This window comes from Methanohalophilus sp. DAL1, from assembly GCF_001683555.1.
Lineage (GTDB): Archaea > Halobacteriota > Methanosarcinia > Methanosarcinales > Methanosarcinaceae > Methanohalophilus > Methanohalophilus euhalobius.
This window is the reverse complement of the sequence record NZ_MAFX01000007.1, coordinates 21,314-45,930: the sequence shown is the minus strand read 5'-3', so window position 1 is coordinate 45,930 and position 24,617 is coordinate 21,314. Positions and strand designations below refer to the sequence as shown.

Sequence of the window (24,617 nt, the reverse complement as noted above, 5' to 3'; positions counted from 1 at the left end):
TGCGATATGAGTACGATGAACTCAAATCTAAGTCTACAAAATTCATTAAAAATAGCTTATTGAATTTGACAGTTACCGTGGATTACATGAGAAATAAGGCAAAAAGATACATTTACGCTAATTTTGATGCAATAAATACACTGATTTTAAGGCAAAAAGGGATGAAATCGTAGAAATTGACTTGAATTATTTAATACTGTCAAATGGGTTTTCCTGACAAAAAAGTGAAAATTTTAGGTTGAAAGAGGAGACGTTTTCTTCAGCAAGGAGTGGATACTGTCAAACTTGGGTTATAACTACAAATAACTTATACAATTATATTATTATAGTACGGCTTTCATCCCCTACCTAACGGAAGGGGCCTTCACGCCTGTTGGGTTAAAGGTTTGCTTATGTGTAACAATGGCTTCTATAGAATAGCATGGTCACAAAGTATTATTTGGTGAACTCAATTTAAGTTATACAATGAGTGAAACAAAGGTACCAGCTATGATTATTGCCACGATTGATGCAGATAAAAAAATAGCGGAGTAAAATATAAGATCCCTGTCATGTTCCTGCACTCCATACATCAGGCCAAAAATGGTTATAAATATCCCGCCAACAGCTATAGCTATCAGATCACGGTATGCCGTATACAGAAAAAGAATTGCAATTATATAGATTACTGCTATAAGATAGGGGTTGCGATATAATGATTTTTCTTTTTTCATCCTGTCACCTGGGTACTTTCTATCAGGTATGGCCTGCAAAGGGGTGCGGTTACCAGAGTTTTTAAAATTAATGTTTTTGATGGTTGTAATTATAATATTCAAATCACAAAAGTTACAAAAGGAAAGTTGAGTAAATTATTTCTTTTCTTCAGGGGGTTTCCAGCCAAAACGTTTCATAACCATCTTAATACGGGCATTAACTTCTCTTTTGTCAAAGGGTTTTGAAATATAATCATCAATACCCAGTTCCATCCCCTTTAGTTTGTCATCTACTTTTGTTTTGGCTGTAATCATGATAATTGCAATGTCTCTTGTGTCCCTTTTCTTTTTCAGGATCTCAACGACTTCATAACCGTCCATATCAGGCATCATTATATCCAGCAATATAAGGTCGGGGAGTTCTTCTCTTGCAATTTCGATGGCATCTTTCCCGTTATATGCAACTAAAAAATCGTAGGGTTCATCTTTAAGGGACAATTTCAAAAGATCGGGAATATCGGGTTCATCATCTACAATAAGTATTTTAAGTCTTTCTTTTTTGACCTTTTTCTGGATATAGTATAGATTGATTTTTCCCTTGTCCACTACGTATTTCACATCAAGACTTTTCAGTCCCATTTCAACATGCATCTCTCCGGTATCCGAGGTATCTATTACAACATCGAAAAAGGATACCAAAGTTCCTTCTTTTTCACCAGCAGAACCTTTGTTGAGCATTGATACAGCGCTTCCTTCATACTGGTGGACATTTGACATGACGTATTTCAGGAAATTTTCAACAACCTGGAGATTATCCTTTGAAAGGATATTCATGTCATCAATGATCATTGTTGATCCGGGCATTTCAGAAAATAGTTTAGAGGTATGTGACCCGATTTTCATATAATCGGTCTGAGAAGAATAGTAAAGGATGTTTTCTTTTTTCTCTTTTGAAGGGTCTTCAATATCTATAAACCACATTCTGGCCAGATAGTCTTCGATATCCATCCCGTAATCTCTAAAATTAGCTATCACTTTGTCTCTTGAGTTTTTCAGGCAGAGCCATATTATATTCTTTTGATCATCATTTTCGAGTATGGAATGAATATAAAAATAGATTAACCTTTCACTGGATACACTTGCAGGAGCCAGAAAAACAGTAGTTTTGTCGGCAAGTCCTTCACGAAAAGTATCCATAATCTCTGCGGTATCTTCGCCGGACATTTCCCTCTACTCCTCCTGATATCTCTATTTGGCGTTTTAGAATATTAATGTTTGGGACTTCTGTTCACATTATAATAAGTCCCAAACCTGTTTGATGATTAATCCCTGAGTTGCTCTTCTACCATCCGGCGACCCAATGCAAGTCCTTCGTCAATCTTTGCACTATCCTGACCTCCACCACGTGCCATTGAAGGTTTACCTCCTCCGCCTCCACCGGTTAGACTTGCTATTTTACGTACGATGTTTCCTACGTTAACCCCTTTTGAAACTGCACTGTCACCCGCAGCAGCTGCGATCTTGACACCTTCATGATCACTTAAGAGTAATGCAACAATATCGTCACTTGAAGCAAGTTCTCCTGCCATTCGGGTAAGTTCATCGGCATCTGCACCGTCGACTCTTGAACTTATAAAGCGAATATCCTTTAGATGTTCAGCATTTTCAATTAAGTGATTTACGCGGGATTCTGCCAGTTCTTTCTTGAGCCGGGTATTTTCTTTCTTAAATTCTTTCCATTCAGTGAAGAAACGTTCAATGGTTGACGGTAGCTGCTCGGTAGATACCCTCAATGTTTCTGCAGAACTTCTGAGAAGTTTATCCCTTGCCTGGAAAGCTACAACAGCAGCTTCGCCTGCTGCATATTCAATACGTTCCACTCCATCCTGTATCCGTTCTGTCTTCAGGATTTTGATGGGGCCAACCTGACCGGTAAAGGTGCAGTGAGTCCCAGCACAGGCTTCAATATCGCTTCCTACATGCAATACGCGAATGCGGTCCCCTGGTGGTACTCCGCCCTGATAAAGGCTAAATCCGTATCTTTTTTCGGCGGTACTGCGATCCATCCACTCGCTAATTACTCGTTTGTTCTCCATTACCATCTGGTTTGCAATCATCTCAATCTCATTGAGTTCCTCAGGAGCAATCCTTTTGTAATGAGAAAGATCAAGCCTGGCGCGGTCGACGAATTTCTGTGCACCTGCCTGCCATATATGGTCTCCCAGCACCTGCCGCGCTGCATCATTTATTATATGGGTTGCAGTATGATTTCTTGCATGTGCCATACGACGTTTTTCATCCACTTTTCCCGTAACCATATCTCCTTTTCGAATATGGAGTTCATCTTCGATTTCTTCTATGGTATGGGTGACCACCCCGTTAAATATCTGGACATCGATTACTTTGAGTAAGGCATCATCTACCATGAATGTGCCATGGTCTGGCGGCTGTCCCCCTCCTTCAGGATAGAGAAGTGTGCTGTCGAGCACTATATTATTGTCAAAAACATCAAGAACAACAGCTTCGAATTCCATTCTGTTTGGCTCATCGTAGAAAAGCCGTTTTGTAGGGGGGAGTTTCTTGAGATGATCTGCATAGGGGATTTCTTTTTCCTCTTCCTGTACGGATTTGCTGTGCCGCTCAGCGACAAGGGAGTAAAAATTATCGGGTAGTTCGATTTCCACTCCTACTTCAGAGGCAGCTTCTTTGGATATCTCAGCCGGTATGCCATGACTGTCATACATGTCTATAACAGTGTCAAGAGGCATTTTTTCTCCCTTTTTCTTGTAGTGCTTTGCAGATTTTTGTATGAGTTTCTTCCCACGCTGCAGGGTTTCCTGGAATTTCTTTTCTTCGTTATCCAGTATGTCGTTTATTATATCAAATCTGTCGGCGAATTCAGGGTATTCGGGGAGATGGTTGATGTGCATCTGTATAATGTCAGATAACGGGATTGTGATGCCAAGGTCCTGCATCATCTTCATTGTACGTCTGATCACAAGTCTTGCAAGATATCCTGCTTTGACATTTGAAGGTATTATTCCGTCACCCAGCATAAATGTTATACAACGGGCATGGTCTGCAATGGCATATGCCGTTTCCACGGGCTCCATTATGGTGCCCAGTTTATCAGCAGTAATTCCTATGTTTGAAGCTACCTGTTTGCGCAATTCCAGCAGGTTTGCTTTTTCGCTTACATCCATCAGGCCTGCAAGCCGGGCGTTCTGGGATAAAATATTTGCATAATCTTCATCTTCCAGCCGATGTTCCACACCTGCCAGTTCCATAAGTTCCCCGACAACTTCCGGGAATATAGCATCATATACAGTAGGGGTTCCCTGGGATGCCCATACCAGCCTTTCCAACCCGTACCCTGTGTCCACGATGTAATTGTCCATTTTCCTGTAAGTATCACCTTTAATCACGATATCTCCGTCTTTGGATTGCTGGAGATTCATAAACACAAGGGTTGCCACTTCCAGGCCACCTATAAGAACTTCAACACAGGCACCGGCGTTTCCGCCACCTGCCCAGGGTTCTTCTTTGTAGGTTACAGCAAATGGGTCTACTCCAAGTTCGTTGAGCAGGCCGTCACAGAGCTGTACTGTCCGGTCTTTCCAGTAGATCTCATTATCCTTTTTGTTGAATGCGTGGTGTGCCATCATCTCAAAGGTAGTCAGATGACGGCCACTTCTTCCTACTGCGTCAAGATCAGAAAGGCGAATACATGGTTGTGATATGGTGAGTGGATTTGCAGGGGGAGCAACCTGTCCGGAAGTTACAAAGGGCTGGAAATCTGCTATGGAGGCGATAGTAAGATAGATATCATTTCTCCAGCGTGCTATCACAGGGTATCTTTCAATACGTGTGTGTCCATTTTTCTCAAAGTAACTAAGATAAAACTCCCTCATCTGTGCAAGATTAAACTTTTTCTTGAAGACGGGGTTGCCGATGAATGAATATGGGTCACAGGGTGCATCTCCGCATGTATCCCTGTCTCTGTCACGGGTCCAGAAATAACTGCCACATTTTTGGCACTGTTTTCTGATAAAACCGTTTTCGTAGAAGAAATTTATATCGTATTCCTCTTCAAGCATAATAATCCCAAATTGAATAGTTAATCGTAACAATAGAGCCTCAGATTCTTATGCCTAATGCCCCCATGTTTAAAAATATTTCTCATATATACACCTTCTCAACTAATTATTATTTGATATTTATATTTATTTCATCATATTTTTTGAACACAAGCATACATTAATAAGCTTATCTATGAGCAATTTGTGTACATTCAGGTTATATCAATGTCCATAAGTAGATTCTTCTATTTAGGAGATGATATTAATGCAGACTATTAATTACATGTCAATGGTTTTCAGGAGCGCAGTAGAAGATTACGAAAAAACCGGTGTTCATCCTTCAGTATTCCTTGATCCAAGTGGGCAACTCCAAATATATCTCTGTGATCCTGTTGCAGCGGAAGAAGAATTTGAAACTACCTATGGAATGGGTGACTATGAAGTTAACGGAGCCCAGTTTGTGAGCGACATTTCCGAAAATGAGAATATTCATGAAGTTAATTATGCAAAGTTAGTAACTCCCTTTTCTATGGATGATTGAATTCTTCTTATTTTTCTTACCTCCTTTTTATGCGAATCAGTAAATACATAATCAAAACTTTTTTATAACTTGTCTCTGTGCCAGTCTATTATATAGATAGGAGGCAACATGCAGATAAAGGCAAGTCCCGGGTTTCAGGTAAATCCTCATGTTTTTTATGTATCGGCAGTTCTGGTATTATTTTTCGTGTCGATTGGGGTCTTTTTTACAAAAAGATTATCTGAAATTTTTGAAACATTCCAAAATACGATTGTAGTAAACTTTGGCTGGTTCTACATTCTCTCAGTTGCATTTTTCCTCCTATTTGTTATCTGGCTATATTTCAGTCCCTATGGATCCATCCGGTTGGGCAAGGATTCGGATCGGCCGGAATATAAAGATACCACCTGGTTTGCAATGCTTTTCAGTGCAGGTATGGGCATAGGGTTGCTTTTCTATAGTGTCGCAGAACCAATTCTTCATTTCGCTTCTCCCCGGGATGCTGCACCCGGGACAATTGAGGCGGCAGTTGAAGCGGTGAACCTCTCTTTTTTCCACTGGGGGCTTCATGCCTGGGCAATATATACTGTGGTGGGGCTTTCGCTTGCATATTTTTCCTACAGGCATGATATGCCGCTGACAATTCGCTCTACAATGTATCCGTTGTTTGGTGACAGGATATATGGAATACGTGGAAACATTGTAGAAGTGCTGGCCATCTTTGGCACATTGTTTGGTGTTGCCACTTCACTGGGTCTGGGTGTAATGCAGATTAATGCAGGAATGGATTATCTTGGTCTGATGTCGGTGTCTATAAATAACCAGATTTTGCTGATTGTATTCATAACTCTTGCAGCCACTACTTCTGTGATATCAGGTCTGAACAGGGGAATACGTATATTGAGTCAGGTTAATATCCTGCTGGGTCTTGCCCTTGTCATATTCGTCTTTATCGTAGGTCCCTCTGTTTTCCTTTTGAGTTCATTTGTACAAAGTATAGGTTACTATTTGCAAAACATTGTTTACCTTACTTTCCAGACCGATGCCTTCACTGGTCTGGAATGGCAGAAAATGTGGACCATGTTCTACTGGGGTTGGTGGATCTCCTGGTCACCCTTTGTTGGCATGTTCATTGCACGTGTATCCCGGGGGCGCACAATCAGGGAATTTATCAGGGGAGTACTGCTTGTTCCTGCAATTGTAACTTTCATCTGGATTATCGTCTTTGGTAACACGGCAATTCATATGGAGGTGTTTGGCAACGGAGGTATTGTAAATGCCGTCCAGACAAGTATTCCCACTGCTCTTTATGTCCTGCTGGATAAATTACCGGGTTCATTAATAAGTTCTGCTCTTGCAACGATTGTTGTAATGACTTTCTTTGTCACATCTTCTGATTCGGGGTCCCTTGTTATTTCCATCCTTTCCTCAGGGGGAAATCCCAAACCTGCAATTCCCCTGAGGCTATTCTGGTCCCTGCTACAGGGTGCTGTTGCAGCTGTTCTTCTGTTGACAGGGGGTGTTGTGGGGTTGCAGACAGCTGCCCTTACCACGGCTCTGCCGTTCTGTGTAGTTTTAATTCTGATGTGTTACAGTATATCGAAGGGACTGAAAGCCGAATATGATGGAAAGAGGGTTATAGACTCGGAGAAAAAACCGCCGGAAAATACATCAAATAATAAAGCTAAACAACTGGTGGGAGAACTTTTCAAGGGTGGATCCAAATGAACATGTGGGAACAAAAATTGCGGGATATTTTCCAGACGGAAAAGAAAAATTCCGGGGAAAAGACTGCTCAGGAAATGAATGTCAGGTTTGCAGAACTCAATATGAGGGATTTTTTCAAACATGTGGTATTTCCTGCCTATGACGACCTGAAAAAGGAAATTGAAAAATATGGCAGAACTGTTGAGGTTAATGTGGATGATTCCGGGATGAATTCTGCCTCTATGACCATTTATGCTCCTTCCGACAAAAACCCTGATGAACAGGTTGAAGAATTTTATTTTGAAATGAGAGGGAGGGCCTACCAAAAGGCAGGCTTTGCTTTTCCGCAACATGCAGATGAAGAGCAGCCCCGGATCCGTAAGGTGGAAATATTACTTCGCAACGGTACTGTCGATGAATATGATATAGAGAATCTGACACGGGAAGATATCATCGAATGTTTTGTTGCGGAATATTCCAAGTGGATCAATTACTGATTTATTCAATTCATTACCTTTAAAAACCTTAAGGTCAATTTGGCGTTTCATGTCGAAAAAAATTCTGCTTACCAACGATGATGGTGTTTATTCAGCTGGTATACGTGCTGCTTACAAAAGTGTGGATTCACTGGGTGATGTGACGATTGCTGCACCGGCTTTCCAGCAAAGTGGTGTAGGGCGGTCAATTTCTATTTTTGAGCCCCTGCGGATGAACCGTACAAAGATAGATGGCGTGGATGCTTATGCAATAGACGGCACTCCCACTGATTCGGTGATACTGGGGATATTTTCGGTTATGAAGGAAAAACCCGACCTGATTGTATCGGGCTTCAATGTCGGGGAAAATATAAGTACCGATACCGCCACTACCTCAGGAACCGTGGGTGCAGCTCTGGAAGGTGCAAGTTATGGCATCCCGGCAATTGCTGTTTCCATCCAGGTCATAGAACAGGGGCTCAAGTTCGATGACCTGCGGGATTATGAACATGATTTCGACGTTGGTATCAAGGTAGTAAACCGGATTGCGAAAAAGGTCCTGGAACACGGGATGCCTGATAACGTTGATGTATTGAATGTGAACCTGCCGCATGATGTGGAAGAAGATACCGAGATTGATATCACCCGTCTTGCAAGGAAGTTTTACAATATGGAAGTGGAGGAGCGTCATGATCCCAGGGACAGGCCATATTACTGGCTGGCAGGTGGCCTTATGCCACAGGGTGAAGAAGGTACCGATGTGCATGCAGTTATCCAGAAGGGGCACATATCTATAACACCTCTGAGTCTGGATTCAACTTCCCGGGTGGACAACTCGGAAATAGAAAAATTACTTTGATCATTTTTTGATATGGATGTCGATCTCTTTCCATGTCGGGTCGACACCATGCAGACTTTCTGCAGAAGCTGCCGCAGTATTTCCCAGGAATTTCTGAACAAAATCGTTTATTTCTATATTTTCACCATCAACATTGAGTTCGACTTTCATTTTTGACACTTCCCTTTTTGTGCATATAGAATGGATTCCAATATTTATTATTCTTTGTATCCTTCTATTTCTGTATTAGAGATTCTAATTTGAACCTGGTGTCCGGGAGTCGATTTAATATTTATGTTCAATTCTTCTTCATGCAGAATCTTTTTAACAAATCACCATGTTTTTTCATCTGAATATATGGATTTCCTCAAGAAACTATTTGGTAAGGGCAAGGATGAGCCTGAAGAATTACATCTGGAATTTGAAAAACTCCGTGAATGGAGTAAAATCAGGTATGAAAAGGAAGTTAATGCTGCAAAACCCCTTATAAGCAATCTTTATTCCGATATTGGCAATAAACTTGAACAGCTCAGGGTCGACAAAAATTCCTTTCTGGATGCCACACCGATTGAATCAGCTGATAAGAAAATGGGTAAGATCGCAGATTCAAACCGGGATGTTATTGTTGATAACCTGGAAATACTTGATGAGAAAATCACTGTCCCACATGACAATTCCATAGAGGGGGCTTATGCCTTCTATATTGAATCGCTTTCCCATATGGATACTTTCCTGGACAATACCCGAAAAAGCATGCTTTATGCAAAAAGTCTCTATCCCACTGAATATAACAGAATAAACGGCGACCTTGCAAACCTGAACCATGCTTTAAGTGATTTATTTTCTACAATTGAAAAGCCCCGCAATAAGCTGGATATGATCAACAATATATTTGTAGATATTGAAGATATCCATAATCTGGAATCTGAAATTATAGATAGTCGAAATAAAATTCAGGAATTGAAGAATAAGTGTACCGCCCTGGATGCAAATATTCAGGATGCAAAATCAGATCTTGAAAAGTTGATTAACGGTTTGGAATATCCACGAGCAGAAGCAATTAACAGTGAAATTGACGATGTCAGGCAACAGGTCATGGATGTAGAAGCTGATATCAAAAGAATGTTCACCCCATTATCCAAGGCATTATCCAGAATGAAAAAACAGGATGAAAACGGAATTCATACCCTATCGCCACAAGTGCGTAATATACTTGGTATTGTCATGAAAGATCCTGTCTCTGCACTGGATTACGATCTGGATCCGTTATATGATGAATTAATTCTGAGACTTCAAAGTGATTCACTTGGTCTGAAGGATAAAAAGAAAAATAAAACTCTTGAACAGCTGCATTCAATAAAAAACTCTTTTTCTCTCAAATCCTTATATGAGAATAAAAAGAAATACGATAACAGGCTCGAGCAGTTAAGAGACCAATTGGATTGGATGGATGTGTATCATCAGAAAACCTCAATGGAAAAGGATATTTCAAAAAAGCAAGAGGCTTTTGTTTCCACACAGGATAAACTGGAAGATGAGACAAAATTCCTGAAATCCCTGGAAGAGAAACTGGAAAATACAAAATCGGAGTTGAGTTCACATGTGAATGATGCATTCGAGGAGGATATAGAGATACTTTTCAGGTAACAATTCACCTGTTAGTACTCCGTGATATTTCCCTGAAAAAAGGCACCCTTTTTTCCACAACTTCCTCCAGCAACCGTGGAATATCTTCTGAATTTGCGCCTTTTGTATCCACAAGATTATCATTTACCAACAGGCATGGTTTGAGTTTCCCGTCGGCTGTCACACGCAACCGATTGCAATTGGCACAGAATTCAGTATTGTCGATGGGTCTTACTACTTCAACTTCTGCACCGTCGATGATGTACTTTTTGCGGCGGTGCATTTTGCGTACATGGATTTCATCGGCCCTTTCTTCAAGTTGTTTTTCAATTTCTTGCACGTCAACCTGGTATTTTACAACATCCTGGAAATCCATTAACTGTATGAGTTGTAGTATGATGTTGCCTTTGTGTTTACGGACAAATTCAAGCATCTGGTCGATCTTGTCTTCATTGATCCCTTTGAGCATTACCATGTTCAGTTTTACAGGAGTAAGGCCAACTTCGATTGCTTCTTCAATCCCTTTGAGTACTTTATATACATCACCCGGATTTGCTGCAGTAATCAAACTGTAGTTTTTGTCATCAACACTATCCAAACTTACATTTATCCGATCCAGTCCTGCTTCCTTGAGGCTTTGGGCCCTCTCTTCCAGCAGTATCCCGTTGGTAGTTGCAGATACATCCTTCAAGGGGGGCAGGCGTTTCAGTATATCCTCGAAATCCCTGCGGACAAGTGGCTCTCCGCCGGAGAATTTCACCCTGTCTACTCCATACAGGCTGGCTGCCTTGATGATATCAGATATTTTTTTGGCTGACATTTCATCTGCCGCTTTCATATTCCCTTCATTGTGACAATAAATACAATTGAGATTACACCTATCAGTAATCGATATCCTGAGGCTCTTTATAGTGCGTCCGTAGGAATCTGTGAGATGTTTTTCAGGAGTCATGCTATATCGGTAATTGGTGTTTAATTTGGGATGGTGAAGGGAGTATATAAACTTAAGTTTATCCGGTAACAGTGAAGCTTACTGCCCCATATTTTAAATACCAAATCAAACCAACTTGTGCCATGAAAAAATCAATAGTTATTGCAGGCACACACAGTGGAGTCGGTAAGACAACCGTTTCCATGGGTATCATGGCGGCCCTGACCCGCCGGGGAATGAACGTGCAGCCCTATAAGGTGGGTCCGGATTACATCGATCCCACCCATCATACCGCAATCTGCGGGAGACCTTCAAGGAACCTTGATACATTCATGATGGGCGAGGAAGGTGTCAGGCAGAGTTTTCATTGCAATTATAATGATGCGGATATAGGGGTCGTTGAAGGTGTCATGGGGCTTTTTGACGGCATAAATTCTTCAGATCTTGCAAGTTCGGCCCATGTGGCCAAATCCCTGGGTGCTCCTGTGATCCTTGTGGTCAATGTGCACGGTATGTCCAGAAGTGCTGCGGCCCTCATCAAAGGCTACTCTGAATTTGACAATGATGTACGTATTGATGGGGTGATTCTCAATCGGGTGGGAAGTCCCAGGCATGCTCAAATGATCAGGGATGCCCTGGGGGATGTGCCGGTAGTTGGTGCCCTTCCAAGGAATCAGGACCTGACCGTTCCATCCCGTCACCTCGGATTACATATGGCCGATGAACGGGATTATGATCTGGAAAAACTGGGTAACTTCATCGAGGAAAACGTTGATCTGGATACTGTGCTGTCCCTGGCAAAAGAACCTCTCCCGGCTGCCCCTGAGGAATGCATACCCGACAAGGAGGCGGATGTGACAATAGGTGTTGCAATGGACAGTGCATTTTGTTTCTACTATCAGGACATGCTGGACTCCTTCCGCAGGGCCGGGGCTGAAATCAAATTCTTCAGCCCGCTTGAAGGTGATATTCCTGATGTGGACGGCATGTACTTCGGAGGCGGTTATCCCGAGCTCCACATAGCAGAACTTGAAAAGTCACGGACCACTCATAAGCTAAAGGACCTTTCAGCAGATGGGATGCCAATCTATGGGGAATGCGGTGGTCTGCAATATCTCTGCACTTCCTACGAAATAGAGGAGAGGGTCTATAAACTGGCGGATCTTTTCCCCGCTGAGACCGTCATGACGAAAAAATTGCAGGCACTGGGCTATACCAAAGGTCAGGCCGATTCCCCCATATTCAGGGGAGAAGTACGTGGCCATGAATTCCATTACTCTGTAACAGATTGTGCGTCTGACAGCCGTCTGGCTTACACTATGGAGCGGGGCAAAGGAATTGTTGATGGTATGGATGGTATCTATGAACACAATTCCGTGGCAAGTTACATGCACGCCCACCCTGGTTCCTTCCCTGTAGATGATTTTGTGAACAGCTGTCGCAAGTACAAACAACGCTGATCTCAGGTCTCATCCATGCTGCCACTTCTGTAGCCTTCGAGGTCCAGGCAGACATGTTTGATCCCTGTAGCTTTCAGGTGACTGATTAGATCATCCATTTTTAGGATGGCTGTTGGAATCTGTTCAGCGGGGACTTCTATACGGGCAAGGGTTCCCCCGTCATGCAATCTCATCCGGCATTGCAAAAATCCCATTCTGTGCAGAATATCCTCTCCCTGTTCAATTTTGCCGAGTTTCTCGACGTCCAGCATCTCGCCATAGGGTATACGTGAGGCCAGACAGGCAGAAGAAGGCAGGTCCCAGAAATCGCAATCTTTTTGTTTTGCTATCTGCCTGATATCTGCTTTGGTGATATTTGCAGATACGAAAGGATGAAGTATTCTCTCTTCCCGACTGGCGGCAAGCCCCGGTCGCAATGTCTGTGTATCCGAGACGTTGGTACCATCAGCAATAACCGTATAACCCAGGGATGCAGCATATTTCCTTGCAATTTCTATTACTTTCTTCTTACAGTGGTAACAGCGATCCCTCGGGTTCATTCTTATATTTTCATATTCAAGGGGATCAATATCCAGTACATGCAGCTTTAATCCGTAATCATGGGCAGTTTGTTTTGCCCTGCATACCGCATATTCGGGTATGAGTGGGGAATTCAACAGGATGCAAATATGTTTGTCCCCAAGCACTTCCCTGGAGACAACCGAAAGCAGGCTGCTGTCCACACCTCCCGAAAAAAGAATTGCAACTGGGCCGGTGGATTGTATGAAATCTTCCAGTTGTTTCAATTTGTTATTTGTCATGTTTTTCATATTATAAGTGGCCGCACTCTGGACAGTCCATCCTGCGGCATATTTTCATCCTGTCTAACGTTCCGCTCCTGCCGTCCCACATTACAATATGGCCGGTATGTAAATCTTCCCAGCCAAGCAGGTACTTGATCACCTCGTTTGCCTGCATCGTACCCACTACGCCTGCGGTGCAACCGATGATTGGAAATACTTCTTTCGGGGGTTTTTCAGGGATCAAACATTCAATGCAGGGTGTTTTGCCCGGGATGACTGTAGTGAGTTGCCCGTGGAATCCGTGAACTGCACCGTGGACCAGAGGCAATGATTGTCGGATTGCGGCCCTGTTGAGCAACATTCGTGTTTCATAGTTATCCAGCGCATCTACGATTATATCTGCTCCCTGTATCAATTTATCTATGTTTTCGGCATTGATTTCCTTATTGAAGGCTTCCAGTTCGATGTTGGGGTTGAGTTCTGCAAGTTTTTCTTCAGCAGACTGGCTCTTGCTTTTTCCGATATCCCGGTGCCAGTGCAGTATTTGTCTGTTGAGATTGCTCATTTCAACAGTATCCTTATCGACAAGGCGGATGTGACCTATACCGGCAACAGCAAGGTAATGCATAATTGGTGAACCCAGACCTCCACAGCCGGCTATCATTACGGTTGCGTTTTTAAGTTTCTCCTGGCCTTCTTCACCGACCATCATTATCTGGCGGCTATAGAGTTCTTTTTCAGTATCATTAAGCATCGGTTTTCTCCTTCAAAGGCTCAAAACCCTGTTTTTCCCTATAATCATTGATTGCCTTGTGTATGCCTTCTTCAGCCAGTACCGAACAGTGCATTTTTACAGGGGGTAATCCTTCAAGTGCCTCTGCCACTGCCTTGTTTGTAACCTCCCAGGCTTCTTCAAGGGTCTTGCCTTTGATCAGATCGGTTGCCATACTACTGGATGCGATGGCGGCACCGCATCCGAAGGTCATGAACTTTGCATCTGTGATTACATCATTCTCAATGCGCAGGTATATCCGCATGATGTCTCCGCACTGGGGATTGCCTACCTCTCCGACTCCGTCGGGATTTTCCATCTCGCCTACGTTGTGGGGATTCATGAAATGTTCCATTACTTTTTCACTGTACATCATTAATATCATTCCCTCTGTTCCTTTGGTGTCATAGGTGACATCGCCCTGAGCCTCCTGATAATTGGCTCCAGCGTTTGCAACAGGTAATCCACATCCTCTTCCGTATTTTCCTTTCCCAGGGTCAGGCGCAGGGACCCGTGTGCGACCTCATGGGGGAATCCGCAGGCAATAAGCACATGTGACGGTTCAAGGGAAGCCGAGGTACAGGCACTTCCCGTAGAGGCTGCAATAGAGTACGAATTCAGCATCAACAGAATGGATTCGCCTTCTATGTATTCAAAGATTACGTTCACATTGTTCGGCAAGCGTTTTTCCGGATGGCCTGCAAGGTGGGTGGCCGGGATCAGCAGGAGGCCTTCTACCAGCTGTGCTCTCAGTTTTTTCATATGAGCGGCATGCTCTTCCAGTTGAGATGTGGCCTGTTCGATAGCTGCACCCATTCCCACAATACCGGGAACATTTTCTGTGCCTGCCCTCTTTTTCTTCTCCTGGGCACCCCCATGGCTATGGTTATCGAGCCGGGTGCCTTTTTTGATATACAGGGCACCTACACCCTTTGGTCCGTAGAATTTATGGGAGGAGAGGGAGAGTAAATCCACATTCAGAGCTTCTACATCCACAGGCACCTGACCGATGCCCTGTACGGCATCCGTATGGAAATAGATGTTCTTCTCCCGGGCTATCCTGCCAATTTGGGGGATTGGTTGAATTGTGCCGATCTCGTTGTTTGCCAGCATTACAGATATCAGGATTGTATCGTCCCGGATGGCTTTTTTTACATCCTCTGTTCTGACCTGTCCGTATTTGTCCACTGGAAGATAGGTAACCTCAAAACCCTGCTTTTCCAGCCACTGGCATGTATGCAGGACTGCATGGTGTTCTATGGAGGAGGTGATTATATGGTTGCCTTTTTTCCTGTTGGCAAAGGCAATACCCTTGATTGCCCAGTTGTCGGACTCGGTCCCTCCACCTGTAAAATATATCTCATCTGTATCTGCATTGATGGCAGTGGCCACCTGCTGTCGGGCACTGTCAACCGCTTCTTTGGATACGTTTGCCATATCGTAAGGTGAAGAGGGGTTGCCGAAATTTTCAGTGAAATATGGCATCATCGTCTCCAGTACCTTCGGATCAGTAAATGTTGTGGCTGCATGGTCCAGATAGATGATATTTCCTGTATCATCCTTGTTGGTGTTCATTGTGACCTCCTTTATTTATTGTGATATTTTATCGTTCTTTAATGCTTAATACGTCCGTGTCACAATTGTGAACATATTATCTTTTTATGCCTTTTAAGTTTTTGCACGTATGTTCGGTAGAAAGCACCAACTGCCATTCACAATAGTGATATACCTGTAGGTCAATATCTATAGAAAATGAAGCGTGAGAATATGAAAACTGAAACTCCGTGTCAGGTTGTGGTATGGGATGTCCTGCCTGCTATCAGGGCTGCCCTTGCAAAAGAATTGGTGGATAACGGTGTAACCCAACAGGAAGTGGCTAAGCTTTTCGGGATGGCTCCTTCAGCGGTTTCCCAGTATCTTACCAAAAAAAGAGGTTACAGGATTGAATTTGATGACGAAATAAAAGCTTCTATAGCCAGTCTTGCGGTCGATATCCAGAATGGTACGGTTGATGATCTCTCTCACAGGTTCTGTGAGATTTGCCGCCAGCTCAGGGCTGATGATGCCTGCCCTGACGATCAGTAATGACTAACTTTTCTTTTTGCTATTCCTCCACAAATTATATATACAAGGGGCAACAATTCACAATTGTTAATTCACTATTGTGAATTGAGGGCATCAAATGTCTGCAAACACCAACCACCACGAAAGAAGCGATGAAGGCACTGGCTGCCTTTATCTCTTCTTTATAGTTTTTCATCTGGAAAAACAATGATGTGGATTAATAATGGATACGTATCGGCCGGGTGGCAGAGCGGTTATGCAACCGACTGCAGATCGGTGTAGGTGAGTTCGACTCTCACCCCGGCCTTTAGGAGGAAGAAAATGAAAGGCTCCAAAGACCATTTGATAGAGAAGACCTTTGAGGCCTTTTTTGAGCTGGAGGATATGCGGGAGATAATTCGTCGATCCCTTCCCACCGGCATGTCTGCCGTGGAAGAAGACGCATTCATGAAATCTACTGCTAACCTTAAATCGGTTATTGAGGCCCTCGAAAAAGGTACTTCTGAAAAACAGGCCAATTTTCCCCAAATAGTTGACCGTATAGGATTGAGGTACAGGGAAGAGGGAAATATAAACATCCAGCCTATCCAGGCTGCAGGCAGACTTACACCTGAGGCAAGGAAGGCTCTCATATCCTACGGGGATGGATATTCCACTTGTGACTCATGCCGCAAGCCTTTTCGTCTCGACAAAATTAGTCGCCCTCCAATTGCTGATTTCCACGAAGAACTGGCAGGCTTTGTGAATATGGATACTGCCAGGGTGGTTCCCGGGGCCAGGAGAGGTTTCCAGGCAGTTACATCTTCTCTTGTGGAAAAAGATGATCCGGTAATCGTTTCATCCCTGGCACATTACACGGAATTCCTGGCAGTTGAGGCTGCCGGAGGCAAGATCAGGGAAATACCACTGGACGATGACAACAAGGTAGATGTTGGCTCAACGGCCGAAAAGATAGAGGATGTTATCAGAGAGGACGGAAAACCTCCTTCCCTTATGATGATGGACCACTTTGATTACCAGTATGCAAATGAACACGATATCAAATCCATAGCCGGGGTTGCACATGATTATGACATACCGGTGCTCTATAACGGTGCATACACCGTGGGTGTGATGCCTGTCGATGGCAAGAAACTGGGTGCCGATTTCGTGGTAGGTTCCGGTCACAAAAGTATGGCCTCCCCGGCTCCCTCAGGGGTGCTGGCCACAACGGATGAGTATGCAGACCTCATCTTCCGCACAACCCAGATGAAGGGAGATGTAACTGGACGTAAGTTCGGCATCAAGGAAGTGGAGATGATGGGATGTACTCTTATGGGAGGTACCCTGCTTGCCATGATGGCCTCATTCCCGCATGTGAAAAAACGTACACAGAACTGGGATGAGGAGGTCCGCAATTCCAATCGGTTCATGGAAGAGTTCTTGAAAATAGAAGGCAACAAGGTGATTTCTGAGTACCCCCGTAGACACACACTGACCAAAGTGGATACAACACAGACCTTCGATAAAGTGGCAAAGGAACACAAACGCCGTGGCTTCTTCCTGAGTGACGAACTTTCAAAACTAGGGATTGTCGGGATGTTCCCGGGTGCCACCAGGGCATGGAAACTGAACACCTATGGCCTCAGCAGGGAAAAGATAGACTATCTTTCAGATGCCTTTAAGGAGATAGCAGTAAAATATAACCTTAATGTCGATTGAGGTGTAAACAATGAGCAGATCAAATAATTATGATCCGGAAACCCTTTCCATACATGCTGGACAGGAACCGGATCCCACCACAGGTTCAAGGGCTGTTCCCATCTACCAGACCACAGCCTATGTCTTTGATGATACAGAACACGCGGCAAACCTGTTTGCCCTGAAGGAATTTGGCAATATTTACACTCGCATGATGAATCCTACCACCGATGTCTTTGAAAAGAGGATGGCGGCCCTGGAAGAAGGAACAGGCGCTTTAGGGGTTTCCTCCGGCATGTCGGCCATTTCCCTTGCTCTGCTGACTATCACCCAACTGGGTGATGAGATTGTGGCTGCCGATAACCTCTATGGTGGGACATACCAGTTATTCAACCATACATTCCCCAAACTGGGCAGGAAGACCACCTTTGTGAATTCCACCGACTCGGAAGCCTTCCGGCAGGCCATCAATGAGAATACCCGGGCTGTGTATATCGAGTCCATAGGAAATCCCAAACTCGATGTCCCGGATTTTGAAGCAATTGCGGCCATCGCCCACCAAGCCGGTATACCGCTGATCGTGGACAACACAGTCGGTGTCGGGCTTGTGAAACCCATCGAATACGGTGCTGATATTGTCGTTCTTTCCGCTACCAAGTATGTCTGTGGCCACGGAACCTCTATTGGAGGTGTCATAATAGATTCCGGCAATTTCGACTGGAGCAACGGTAAATTCCCTGAGTTCACTGAACCTGACCCGAGTTATCATGGGCTGGTGTACTGGGATGCTTTCAAGGAAGTTCCTGAAATGGGTAACGTTGCTTTTGTCATGAAGGCCCGGGTCCAGTGGCTAAGGGATCTGGGAGCGGCAGTAAGTCCTTTTAATTCGTTCCTTTTCCTGCAAGGACTGGAGACTCTTTTCTTGCGTGTGAAAAAGCATTCTGAAAATGCATTCGAGATTGCCCGTTTCTTGCAGCGTCATCCGAAAGTTGCATGGGTAAATTATCCGGGATTTGAAGACCATATCAGTCATGAAAGGGCTGCAAGGTATCTCAAAGGGGGTTTCGGACCGATCGTAGGATTCGGTATCAAGGGAGGATTTGAGGCAGGTAAACAATTCATAGAAAATCTTGAACTGTTTTCCCATCTTGCCAATATCGGGGATGCAAAGAGTCTCGTTGTCCACCCCGCTTCCACCACCCATCAGCAGCTTACCTCCGAAGAACAGGCAAGTACCAGTGTTACGCCTGATTACATCCGCTTGTCCATTGGTATCGAGGATGCAAAAGACCTGATCGCAGACCTTGATCAGGCGTTGAACGAGGTGGATGTATGACCGAGAGGTCTGTAGGTTATGTGGAAACAAAACATCATCATCATCTAAAAGAACTCTTCAGGCTTGTGAATGGTGATGAACTGGCAGGGGTTTCCATAGCTTATGAGACCTATGGCAAACTTAATTCTGACAAATCCAATGTGATTCTTATATGTCATGCTCTCACGGGGGATGCCCATGCTGCCGGCTGGCATGAAGGCGATAAAAAACCGGGATGGTGGGATATTGTAATTGGGCCCGGGAAAGCCTTTGATACCAATAAATACTTTGTAATCTGTTCTAACGTTCTGGGGGGGTGTAAGGGAACCACAGGTCCGGCCTCCACCAATCCCCAATCCGGTTTGCCGTATGGTTTGTCTTTTCCCCGTATTACTATTGAAGACATGGTAAACCTGCAGTACAAATTGCTTAAAAATTTGGGTATATCCAGTCTTTATGCCATAGCCGGGGGTTCCATGGGAGGCATGCAGGTTCTGCAGTGGACCGTTTCCTACCCGGATTTCATGAAAAAAGCCATTGTACTTGCATCCACGGCAATTTCCTCGCCCCAGCAGATTGCCTTTAATGAGGTTGCAAGACAGGCAATAATTCGGGACCCTTATTGGAATGATGGGGATTATTATGGTGGGGAATTACCCAAACAGGGTCTTTCCCTTGCACGCATGATCGGACACATCACTTACCTGAGCGATGATTCCATGCATGATAAGTTTGGCAGGGATACCAGGGAAAACGAAATGTTCCAGGTGGAGAGTTATCTACATCATCAGGGTGATACTTTTACCAGCCGTTTTGACCCAAATTCCTATCTTTATCTTACCGGAGCAGTTGACAATTTTGATCTAAGTAATGGTTTTTCCCTTGCAAAAAGTTTCAGCAATATAGAATCAGAATTTATGATTATTTCTGTCTCTTCGGATTGGCTTTATCCTTCCTACCAGTCTGAGGAAATAGTCCAGGCGCTGGGTTCCAATGATATAAATGTGCAGTATCGTAAACTCATTTCACATTTTGGGCATGACGCCTTCTTGCTGGAAAAGGGGCAATTAAATTATCTTCTATCCACTTTCCTGGGGCATCTCACCGTGGGAGATGTCATGTCGGAGGATGTGTCGACTCTCCGTGAAGGGTGCACGCTGGAAGAGGCGGCACAACTAATGATTTTGAATAATGCAACACATATTCCGATTCTGGCAGCAAGTGGCCGTATTACTGGTATAGTGACTTCCTGGGATATCACAAGGGCTGTTGCCAACAAGATAAGTTCCATCGAAAAAATACTGTCACGGGATATTTTGACATCTCATCCAGATGAAAGCCTTTCAAATGCAGCTCTTATAATGGAAGATAATGCCATCTCGGCCCTTCCTGTGGTTGATGACAGAGGTTGTCTTGTTGGAATTCTTTCCAGTGATACTATCAGTGCAATGGTGGGAAGAGGTGCTAAGTGATACGAGTGCTGTGATTTATGGCAGTTACTCTGTATCTTTCTTTTCTTTTGTAGTCGCAGGCTTTTTTGATTTATTTTTATACCACATTTTCCTGCGATAATAGTTCAGGGGATGATTGATTCTTTTGCAAAGTTCATCGGCTCCATGGCAATTGCCGTAGGTCTTCATGGTACTGCATGAGGGAGGAGTATATTTTGTACCTGAGGAACCGGCAATATGTTCAATCTGGTATCGTGTTTTTTCTTCATCAAAATCCGGGGATACATTGAACATGTTGATTATATCATCCACTGTCATGCCAATACCTGCCAAAAAGGAAGTCATTGCAAAACGCATTGAATGAGCAAGGTTTACCCCTGTGCGAACATTATTGATGGCATAATTGATGCAGGGAGGAAACAGTTTACTGTCTACTTCTCCTGTCTGTCCACTTTCAATATCACCTTTCTTTTGCTGGAGGAGTTCCTTCAATCGTGACAGTGCATCTGAACAATCGGTGCAGGTCTTTTCGGGAACTTTGAGGGGCAGGCTGTCATGAATACTTTTTTTAATTGCTTCCTGCAGCAATCGGGCAAAATCTTTTCTTTCAACAAAAACGTTGCCATGTACCATTCTCTGGTTTATCAGTTTCCACTCAATTGCTTTGAGGGTTGTGGAATATTTCAAGAAATCCGCAAAATGTAAATGGAAGCCTCTTTCGTGCTGTTTGGCATGGATTCCGAATTCTTCTCCTATTTCCCTGAGAAAAAAATCTTCTCTCTCTAACAGCAGGGAATATGCAGCTTCGGCTTCAGCATGAGAATATTTACGGTTAAGGTAGGAATCGTTCAGGCAGGATACGAGTATTCTTGCATAAGGGTAGGAAAGAAGTTCTGTGAGTACCCGTCCCTCATCTGTATTTGTGAGGGAGGGTTTACTGATGCCCGTGGTCAGAGACTGGATTAATCTTTCCTCACCCCTGAGTCTGGCTGATTGGAATGCCCTTGAATTTATAAGGCGGTCCAGATCAAAATCCAGTTCTCCGACATATTGCGAAGCGGCGGATGTAAAGGGGTACAGTGCAAGTTCTGCCCTTTCCATAATTTACTCAGACTCTATTCTGGGGGCCAGCAGGTATCCGACCTTTCCTCTTCCACCTGCAATTTCAAAATTGATCTTGATAGGGAAATCATTTCCTATCTGAAGGGTTACCTCATTGGATTTAGAGGCAGGTTTAATGATGTCAGATAGATAATCCAGGGAAAACAACGATCGTGCAGGTGCCGGGGTGATGCTTATCAGTTCATCGCGGGGCATTTCCTGACGCATACGATCTGTGTCGCCTTCTGCTTCCAGGAAGAAGATTTCTCCTTCAACTCCCATTGACATATGGTCACTTATCTTCTCGGCTGCTTTTACGGTCCTGCTGAATCCTTTACCGTTCACAACGATCTCTGCAGGCAGTTCGAGCTGTGGGATCCTGGGTTCTGCACGGATTGTAGATGGATCAAGCAATGTAAGTGTATATGATATTCCGCCAATGCTTATGGAGAGTTTCCTGGAATCCTCTTCCAGTCTCATCTTCACTTTGTCCGTTTTTTCTGCGACACCCAATATGTCCAGTACTCTTGTAAGGTCTAAGCCAATCTCGCTTTCCTCTGCCTGGTATTCATCAAAGGCATCAGCCTGAAGTTCAAAGCTGACCATGGCAACGTTGGCCGGGTCCACAGCTTTCACGCCTATACCTTCGGGTGAGATGTGTACTCGGGCTTCGTCAACCAATACAGATAATGATTCAATGGAATCTTTCAGAAGTGATGCATCAATTGTTGCCTCTAACATTTTGTCGCTCCGCCTGATTATTTTAAAATCTGAAAATCATTATACGCGACAGGTTATATAAGTTTTTATTTTGTCGGAGGAATCAGTCATATTCTCTCCAGGTATAACTGCATTTTGTACACTTAAAGAATCTGGTCTCCGATTCATCTGCCGAACGTAGTTGTCGCATCCACCAGTAGGCTTTGTTATTCCCACATTCCGGACACTGGGCAAGGGTTGTAGGTAATCCTTCATCGACATTTTCCTCAAGCACTGTAACCTCATGTTCATCACGTTTGGCTTTCGAAACCATGTTTTCTGTGCCTTCTTCTCTGCTTTTCTCATATCCACATTTGCGACACTTAAGGTCCCCGTTACTGGGAAACATCATACTCTTACATTTTGGACAAAATTCCATCAATATCATCTCCTGCATCATTTAGAATCTGCTGGTGGTCAAAAGCGAGCTCTGGCAGGTTGTTGGGATCAAAACATCCAACGTCTGCAGCATCTGTATCTGCCTTTGGTTCGCCTTTGGCTACTGCAAGGTAGGCCACGGATACTGTGTGACCCCTGGGATCACGGGAAAGGTCTGAATATACACCAACCAATTTGAGTATTTTGATTAGAAGCCCCGTTTCCTCCATTACTTCTCTCTTTACCGCTTCTTCTGTGGTTTCGCCAATCTCTACAAAACCACCCGGCAGGGCAAACGATCCCCTGTAAGGTTCATTTTTCCTTTTAATAAGTACTATCTTTCCATTTAATATAATTACGCCATCGACTGTTAGTAGGGGTGTTTTCGGTCTCATTCTGACAAAACCTTAATAGGATAATACTATATTAAGATTGGATACTTATCAAGGTGCTTCCAAAATGACAGATTATATTTTATTGATAGCAATAGGATTAATGGTTCTTTCAGCTATTCTTCCCGGTAAATTATCCTATCGTAAACTGATAGGTGCTTTTGGATGGATTACTTTTGGTACGCACTGGGCTTACCAGCCAATCCATTATATGGAAATTAACGATTATTTCAATGTATTCCTTACAATAATGATTGCCTGCTTCTGTCTTATGATGGCTTACTCGATGGTAGATGAGTACAGATCAAAGACCCTGCCGATTGCGAATCTGGATATTACTTCAATGGTCACCAGCGCGACTGCAATAGGTTCGCTATTTTATTTTCCTTTTGCCCAGTTACCTTCACTTAATTACTGGATTATTGCTACTGTTACGGATAACATCACATGGGTTCTTGGCGTTCTGGGTTATCAAGTTACTCAGGATTCCTGGAACCTGATCTCCTACAATGGTTATACAGTGGAGATTATCCTTGCCTGCACTGCTATTGAAAGTATTGCCCTCTTTAGTGGCCTTATCGTTTCTGTCAGGGCGCCCGCTTCTAAATTGTTCCAGGCATTTATGGTTTCAGTACCGGTTATCTATATACTGAATATTTTTCGTGATGTTTTTGTAATTATAGCTTATGGGGAGCAATGGTTTGGTGCAGAAAGTTTTGAGATTGCCCATCATATGATTGCCAAGATGGGTTCGGCGGTAGCCCTCTTTGTAATAGGCTATGCTGTTTTGAAGATTCTTCCCCAGCTCTTCGATCTGATTGACGGACTTGTGTCCCTTTCAAGATTCAGGTTAAAGGACATTATTGATAAAATTGCAGGAAACAGGTAAATGCTTGCAAAAGGTTCTCATAGCTGGGTCTTTACGGCCTCATTGCTCACAATTGCAATGGGATTTATGTATGTAACTTCGCGATTACAGATATTTAACGTTCAATCAATGGTGGATGTGCCTCTGCTGGGCGGAAATACTTTCTTTCTGAGCCTGTTTTCCGGAAGCCAAATATTCCTCTACTCCACTTTTGGGTTTGGCTTGCTGACAATATTTTTTGTTTTCTTTTTCCGTGATCCTAAGAGGGATTCCACTCTCTGTAAAAGCTGTATCCTTGCCCCGGCCGATGGTAAAATTTCTGATATCAGGGGCCGTAAGGTTTGCATCTTCATGAACCTTAATAATGTTCATGTAAATCGCGCTCCCTTTTGCGGTAAAGTTTTATCTGTAAAACACTTCAAAGGAAGATATCTGCCGGCATTTACCAAGGATTCCTCACGCAATGAGAGAACAAATATCCTGCTGCAGACATCCGTTGGAAAAATAGAAGTAACCCAGATAGCTGGTTTCCTGGCGCGCCGGATAGTTACTTATGTGGAGGAAGGGGATGAAATCCTGCAGGGAGAAAAGATTGGAATGATAAGGCTGGGGTCCCGGGTGGATGTTACTATCCCTGAAGGATTTGATATTTGTGTCAGTAAAGGGGATAGGGTATATGCAGGCGATACCAAAATTGCAAAAATCCCACATCATGAGAGGTAATGG

At 43.7% G+C, this 24,617-nt stretch carries 25 protein-coding genes, 1 tRNA gene and 1 pseudogene; 14 read left to right on the top strand and 13 right to left on the bottom strand.

Annotation, left to right across the window (positions count from 1 at the left end; all coding sequences use genetic code 11):
• Positions 1–173: pseudogene (locus A9957_RS02065) on the top strand (IS1634 family transposase); the annotation flags it as partial.
• A 285-nt stretch (positions 174–458) separates the two neighbouring features.
• Here A9957_RS02065 and A9957_RS02060 read toward each other — a convergent pair.
• The 3 genes from A9957_RS02060 to alaS all read right to left on the bottom strand — a co-directional run bounded on the left by A9957_RS02060 (position 459) and on the right by alaS (position 4,789).
• Positions 459–713, bottom strand: a complete 255-nt coding sequence (locus A9957_RS02060) for a hypothetical protein (protein WP_105461038.1) — start codon at positions 711–713, stop codon at positions 459–461.
• Between the two features lie 135 nt (positions 714–848).
• On the bottom strand, positions 849–1,916 hold the full coding sequence (locus A9957_RS02055) for a response regulator transcription factor (RefSeq protein ID WP_292343019.1): 1,068 nt from the start codon (positions 1,914–1,916) through the stop codon (positions 849–851).
• Positions 1,917–2,014: 98 nt separating this feature from the next.
• A complete protein-coding gene (gene alaS, locus A9957_RS02050; protein ID WP_096712603.1) occupies positions 2,015–4,789 on the bottom strand; it encodes an alanine--tRNA ligase in 2,775 nt (924 codons plus the stop codon).
• A gap of 247 nt (positions 4,790–5,036) precedes the next feature.
• Here alaS and A9957_RS02045 point away from each other — a divergent pair, with 247 nt between their 5' ends.
• From A9957_RS02045 to surE, 4 genes are all read left to right on the top strand, one after another.
• A complete protein-coding gene (locus A9957_RS02045) occupies positions 5,037–5,312 on the top strand; it encodes a hypothetical protein (RefSeq protein WP_128754652.1) in 276 nt (91 codons plus the stop codon).
• A gap of 108 nt (positions 5,313–5,420) precedes the next feature.
• Positions 5,421–7,019 carry a BCCT family transporter gene (locus A9957_RS02040; protein ID WP_292343017.1) on the top strand — a complete coding sequence of 533 codons (1,599 nt, stop codon included), beginning with the start codon at positions 5,421–5,423 and terminating at the stop codon, positions 7,017–7,019.
• Complete coding sequence (locus tag A9957_RS02035; protein WP_292343015.1) at positions 7,016–7,495, top strand: hypothetical protein; 480 nt, start codon at positions 7,016–7,018, stop codon at positions 7,493–7,495. Before A9957_RS02040 ends, A9957_RS02035 begins: the two co-directional genes overlap by 4 nt.
• A gap of 49 nt (positions 7,496–7,544) precedes the next feature.
• Positions 7,545–8,333: a 5'/3'-nucleotidase SurE gene (gene surE, locus A9957_RS02030; protein WP_373420718.1), complete on the top strand. Its 789-nt coding sequence runs from the start codon at positions 7,545–7,547 to the stop codon at positions 8,331–8,333.
• Here surE and A9957_RS02025 read toward each other — a convergent pair whose 3' ends face one another.
• Positions 8,334–8,483 (bottom strand): hypothetical protein, encoded by a 150-nt coding sequence (locus tag A9957_RS02025; protein WP_181079401.1) that lies wholly within the window; start codon positions 8,481–8,483, stop codon positions 8,334–8,336.
• 186 nt (positions 8,484–8,669) lie between these two features.
• Between A9957_RS02025 and A9957_RS02020 the strand changes: the two genes are divergently transcribed.
• Positions 8,670–9,959 (top strand): hypothetical protein, encoded by a 1,290-nt coding sequence (locus A9957_RS02020; RefSeq protein WP_292343013.1) that lies wholly within the window; start codon positions 8,670–8,672, stop codon positions 9,957–9,959.
• A 4-nt stretch (positions 9,960–9,963) separates the two neighbouring features.
• Here A9957_RS02020 and moaA read toward each other — a convergent pair whose 3' ends face one another.
• The gene (gene moaA, locus A9957_RS02015; RefSeq protein ID WP_096713003.1) at positions 9,964–10,890 is read right to left on the bottom strand and encodes a GTP 3',8-cyclase MoaA; all 927 of its coding nucleotides are present in this window, start codon (positions 10,888–10,890) and stop codon (positions 9,964–9,966) included.
• Positions 10,891–11,012: 122 nt separating this feature from the next.
• Here moaA and A9957_RS02010 point away from each other — a divergent pair, with 122 nt between their 5' ends.
• On the top strand, positions 11,013–12,329 hold the full coding sequence (locus A9957_RS02010; protein ID WP_292343011.1) for a cobyrinate a,c-diamide synthase: 1,317 nt from the start codon (positions 11,013–11,015) through the stop codon (positions 12,327–12,329).
• 2 nt (positions 12,330–12,331) lie between these two features.
• On the opposite strand, the gene larE is transcribed toward A9957_RS02010, so the two are convergent.
• Genes larE through nifS form a run of 4 tightly spaced genes read right to left on the bottom strand, consistent with a single transcriptional unit; the run spans position 12,332 to position 15,458 of the window.
• Entirely contained in the window at positions 12,332–13,129 is a 798-nt protein-coding gene (gene larE / locus A9957_RS02005; RefSeq protein WP_253247335.1) for an ATP-dependent sacrificial sulfur transferase LarE, read from the bottom strand.
• A 10-nt stretch (positions 13,130–13,139) separates the two neighbouring features.
• On the bottom strand, positions 13,140–13,865 hold the full coding sequence (locus tag A9957_RS02000) for a HesA/MoeB/ThiF family protein (RefSeq protein WP_096713000.1): 726 nt from the start codon (positions 13,863–13,865) through the stop codon (positions 13,140–13,142).
• On the bottom strand, positions 13,858–14,259 hold the full coding sequence (gene nifU, locus A9957_RS01995) for a Fe-S cluster assembly scaffold protein NifU (protein ID WP_164909082.1): 402 nt from the start codon (positions 14,257–14,259) through the stop codon (positions 13,858–13,860). Before nifU ends, A9957_RS02000 begins: the two co-directional genes overlap by 8 nt.
• A 5-nt stretch (positions 14,260–14,264) precedes the next feature.
• Complete coding sequence (nifS, locus tag A9957_RS01990) at positions 14,265–15,458, bottom strand: cysteine desulfurase NifS (RefSeq protein ID WP_096712999.1); 1,194 nt, start codon at positions 15,456–15,458, stop codon at positions 14,265–14,267.
• 177 nt (positions 15,459–15,635) lie between these two features.
• On the opposite strand from nifS, the gene A9957_RS01985 reads away from it, so the two are divergent.
• The 5 genes from A9957_RS01985 (at position 15,636) to A9957_RS01965 (ending at position 20,414) form a co-directional block, all read left to right on the top strand.
• On the top strand, positions 15,636–15,968 hold the full coding sequence (locus A9957_RS01985) for a transcriptional regulator (RefSeq protein ID WP_096712998.1): 333 nt from the start codon (positions 15,636–15,638) through the stop codon (positions 15,966–15,968).
• Positions 15,969–16,183: 215 nt separating this feature from the next.
• Positions 16,184–16,254: transfer RNA gene (locus tag A9957_RS01980), tRNA-Cys, on the top strand.
• A 14-nt stretch (positions 16,255–16,268) separates the two neighbouring features.
• Positions 16,269–17,648, top strand: a complete 1,380-nt coding sequence (pscS, locus tag A9957_RS01975) for an O-phospho-L-seryl-tRNA:Cys-tRNA synthase (protein ID WP_096712997.1) — start codon at positions 16,269–16,271, stop codon at positions 17,646–17,648.
• Positions 17,649–17,658: 10 nt separating this feature from the next.
• Positions 17,659–18,963, top strand: a complete 1,305-nt coding sequence (locus A9957_RS01970; protein WP_292343008.1) for an O-acetylhomoserine aminocarboxypropyltransferase/cysteine synthase family protein — start codon at positions 17,659–17,661, stop codon at positions 18,961–18,963.
• Positions 18,960–20,414 carry a homoserine O-acetyltransferase gene (locus A9957_RS01965; RefSeq protein ID WP_292343006.1) on the top strand — a complete coding sequence of 485 codons (1,455 nt, stop codon included), beginning with the start codon at positions 18,960–18,962 and terminating at the stop codon, positions 20,412–20,414. The genes A9957_RS01970 and A9957_RS01965 overlap by 4 nt, the downstream gene beginning before the upstream one ends.
• A gap of 24 nt (positions 20,415–20,438) precedes the next feature.
• Here A9957_RS01965 and priL read toward each other — a convergent pair whose 3' ends face one another.
• The 4 genes from priL to A9957_RS01945 all read right to left on the bottom strand — a co-directional run bounded on the left by priL (position 20,439) and on the right by A9957_RS01945 (position 23,026).
• Positions 20,439–21,494, bottom strand: a complete 1,056-nt coding sequence (priL, locus tag A9957_RS01960) for a DNA primase regulatory subunit PriL (protein WP_292343004.1) — start codon at positions 21,492–21,494, stop codon at positions 20,439–20,441.
• A 3-nt stretch (positions 21,495–21,497) separates the two neighbouring features.
• Entirely contained in the window at positions 21,498–22,235 is a 738-nt protein-coding gene (locus A9957_RS01955) for a DNA polymerase sliding clamp (protein WP_096712993.1), read from the bottom strand.
• Between the two features lie 82 nt (positions 22,236–22,317).
• Positions 22,318–22,632 carry a transcription factor S gene (locus tag A9957_RS01950; RefSeq protein ID WP_292343002.1) on the bottom strand — a complete coding sequence of 105 codons (315 nt, stop codon included), beginning with the start codon at positions 22,630–22,632 and terminating at the stop codon, positions 22,318–22,320.
• A complete protein-coding gene (locus A9957_RS01945) occupies positions 22,610–23,026 on the bottom strand; it encodes an NUDIX hydrolase (RefSeq protein ID WP_096712991.1) in 417 nt (138 codons plus the stop codon). The genes A9957_RS01950 and A9957_RS01945 overlap by 23 nt, the downstream gene beginning before the upstream one ends.
• A 64-nt stretch (positions 23,027–23,090) precedes the next feature.
• Here A9957_RS01945 and artA point away from each other — a divergent pair, with 64 nt between their 5' ends.
• Both artA and A9957_RS01935 read left to right on the top strand, forming a co-directional pair.
• Positions 23,091–23,912: an archaeosortase A gene (gene artA / locus A9957_RS01940; RefSeq protein WP_292342999.1), complete on the top strand. Its 822-nt coding sequence runs from the start codon at positions 23,091–23,093 to the stop codon at positions 23,910–23,912.
• The gene (locus tag A9957_RS01935) at positions 23,913–24,614 is read left to right on the top strand and encodes a phosphatidylserine decarboxylase (protein ID WP_367121649.1); all 702 of its coding nucleotides are present in this window, start codon (positions 23,913–23,915) and stop codon (positions 24,612–24,614) included.
• Positions 24,615–24,617: the final 3 nt, after the last annotated feature.

Bases quoted from the DNA above. Each gene is read 5' to 3' on its own strand.
- A9957_RS02060 (WP_105461038.1), bottom strand. From the start codon at position 713: ATGAAAAAAGAAAAATCATTATATCGCAACCCCTATCTTATAGCAGTA.
- A9957_RS02055 (WP_292343019.1), bottom strand. From the start codon at position 1,916: ATGTCCGGCGAAGATACCGCAGAGATTATGGATACTTTTCGTGAAGGA.
- alaS (WP_096712603.1), bottom strand. From the start codon at position 4,789: ATGCTTGAAGAGGAATACGATATAAATTTCTTCTACGAAAACGGTTTT.
- A9957_RS02045 (WP_128754652.1), top strand. From the start codon at position 5,037: ATGCAGACTATTAATTACATGTCAATGGTTTTCAGGAGCGCAGTAGAA.
- A9957_RS02040 (WP_292343017.1), top strand. From the start codon at position 5,421: ATGCAGATAAAGGCAAGTCCCGGGTTTCAGGTAAATCCTCATGTTTTT.
- A9957_RS02035 (WP_292343015.1), top strand. From the start codon at position 7,016: ATGAACATGTGGGAACAAAAATTGCGGGATATTTTCCAGACGGAAAAG.
- surE (WP_373420718.1), top strand. From the start codon at position 7,545: ATGTCGAAAAAAATTCTGCTTACCAACGATGATGGTGTTTATTCAGCT.
- A9957_RS02025 (WP_181079401.1), bottom strand. From the start codon at position 8,483: ATGAAAGTCGAACTCAATGTTGATGGTGAAAATATAGAAATAAACGAT.
- A9957_RS02020 (WP_292343013.1), top strand. From the start codon at position 8,670: ATGGATTTCCTCAAGAAACTATTTGGTAAGGGCAAGGATGAGCCTGAA.
- moaA (WP_096713003.1), bottom strand. From the start codon at position 10,890: ATGACTCCTGAAAAACATCTCACAGATTCCTACGGACGCACTATAAAG.
- A9957_RS02010 (WP_292343011.1), top strand. From the start codon at position 11,013: ATGAAAAAATCAATAGTTATTGCAGGCACACACAGTGGAGTCGGTAAG.
- larE (WP_253247335.1), bottom strand. From the start codon at position 13,129: ATGACAAATAACAAATTGAAACAACTGGAAGATTTCATACAATCCACC.
- A9957_RS02000 (WP_096713000.1), bottom strand. From the start codon at position 13,865: ATGCTTAATGATACTGAAAAAGAACTCTATAGCCGCCAGATAATGATG.
- nifU (WP_164909082.1), bottom strand. From the start codon at position 14,259: ATGATGTACAGTGAAAAAGTAATGGAACATTTCATGAATCCCCACAAC.
- nifS (WP_096712999.1), bottom strand. From the start codon at position 15,458: ATGAACACCAACAAGGATGATACAGGAAATATCATCTATCTGGACCAT.
- A9957_RS01985 (WP_096712998.1), top strand. From the start codon at position 15,636: ATGAAGCGTGAGAATATGAAAACTGAAACTCCGTGTCAGGTTGTGGTA.
- pscS (WP_096712997.1), top strand. From the start codon at position 16,269: ATGAAAGGCTCCAAAGACCATTTGATAGAGAAGACCTTTGAGGCCTTT.
- A9957_RS01970 (WP_292343008.1), top strand. From the start codon at position 17,659: ATGAGCAGATCAAATAATTATGATCCGGAAACCCTTTCCATACATGCT.
- A9957_RS01965 (WP_292343006.1), top strand. From the start codon at position 18,960: ATGACCGAGAGGTCTGTAGGTTATGTGGAAACAAAACATCATCATCAT.
- priL (WP_292343004.1), bottom strand. From the start codon at position 21,494: ATGGAAAGGGCAGAACTTGCACTGTACCCCTTTACATCCGCCGCTTCG.
- A9957_RS01955 (WP_096712993.1), bottom strand. From the start codon at position 22,235: ATGTTAGAGGCAACAATTGATGCATCACTTCTGAAAGATTCCATTGAA.
- A9957_RS01950 (WP_292343002.1), bottom strand. From the start codon at position 22,632: ATGGAATTTTGTCCAAAATGTAAGAGTATGATGTTTCCCAGTAACGGG.
- A9957_RS01945 (WP_096712991.1), bottom strand. From the start codon at position 23,026: ATGAGACCGAAAACACCCCTACTAACAGTCGATGGCGTAATTATATTA.
- artA (WP_292342999.1), top strand. From the start codon at position 23,091: ATGACAGATTATATTTTATTGATAGCAATAGGATTAATGGTTCTTTCA.
- A9957_RS01935 (WP_367121649.1), top strand. From the start codon at position 23,913: ATGCTTGCAAAAGGTTCTCATAGCTGGGTCTTTACGGCCTCATTGCTC.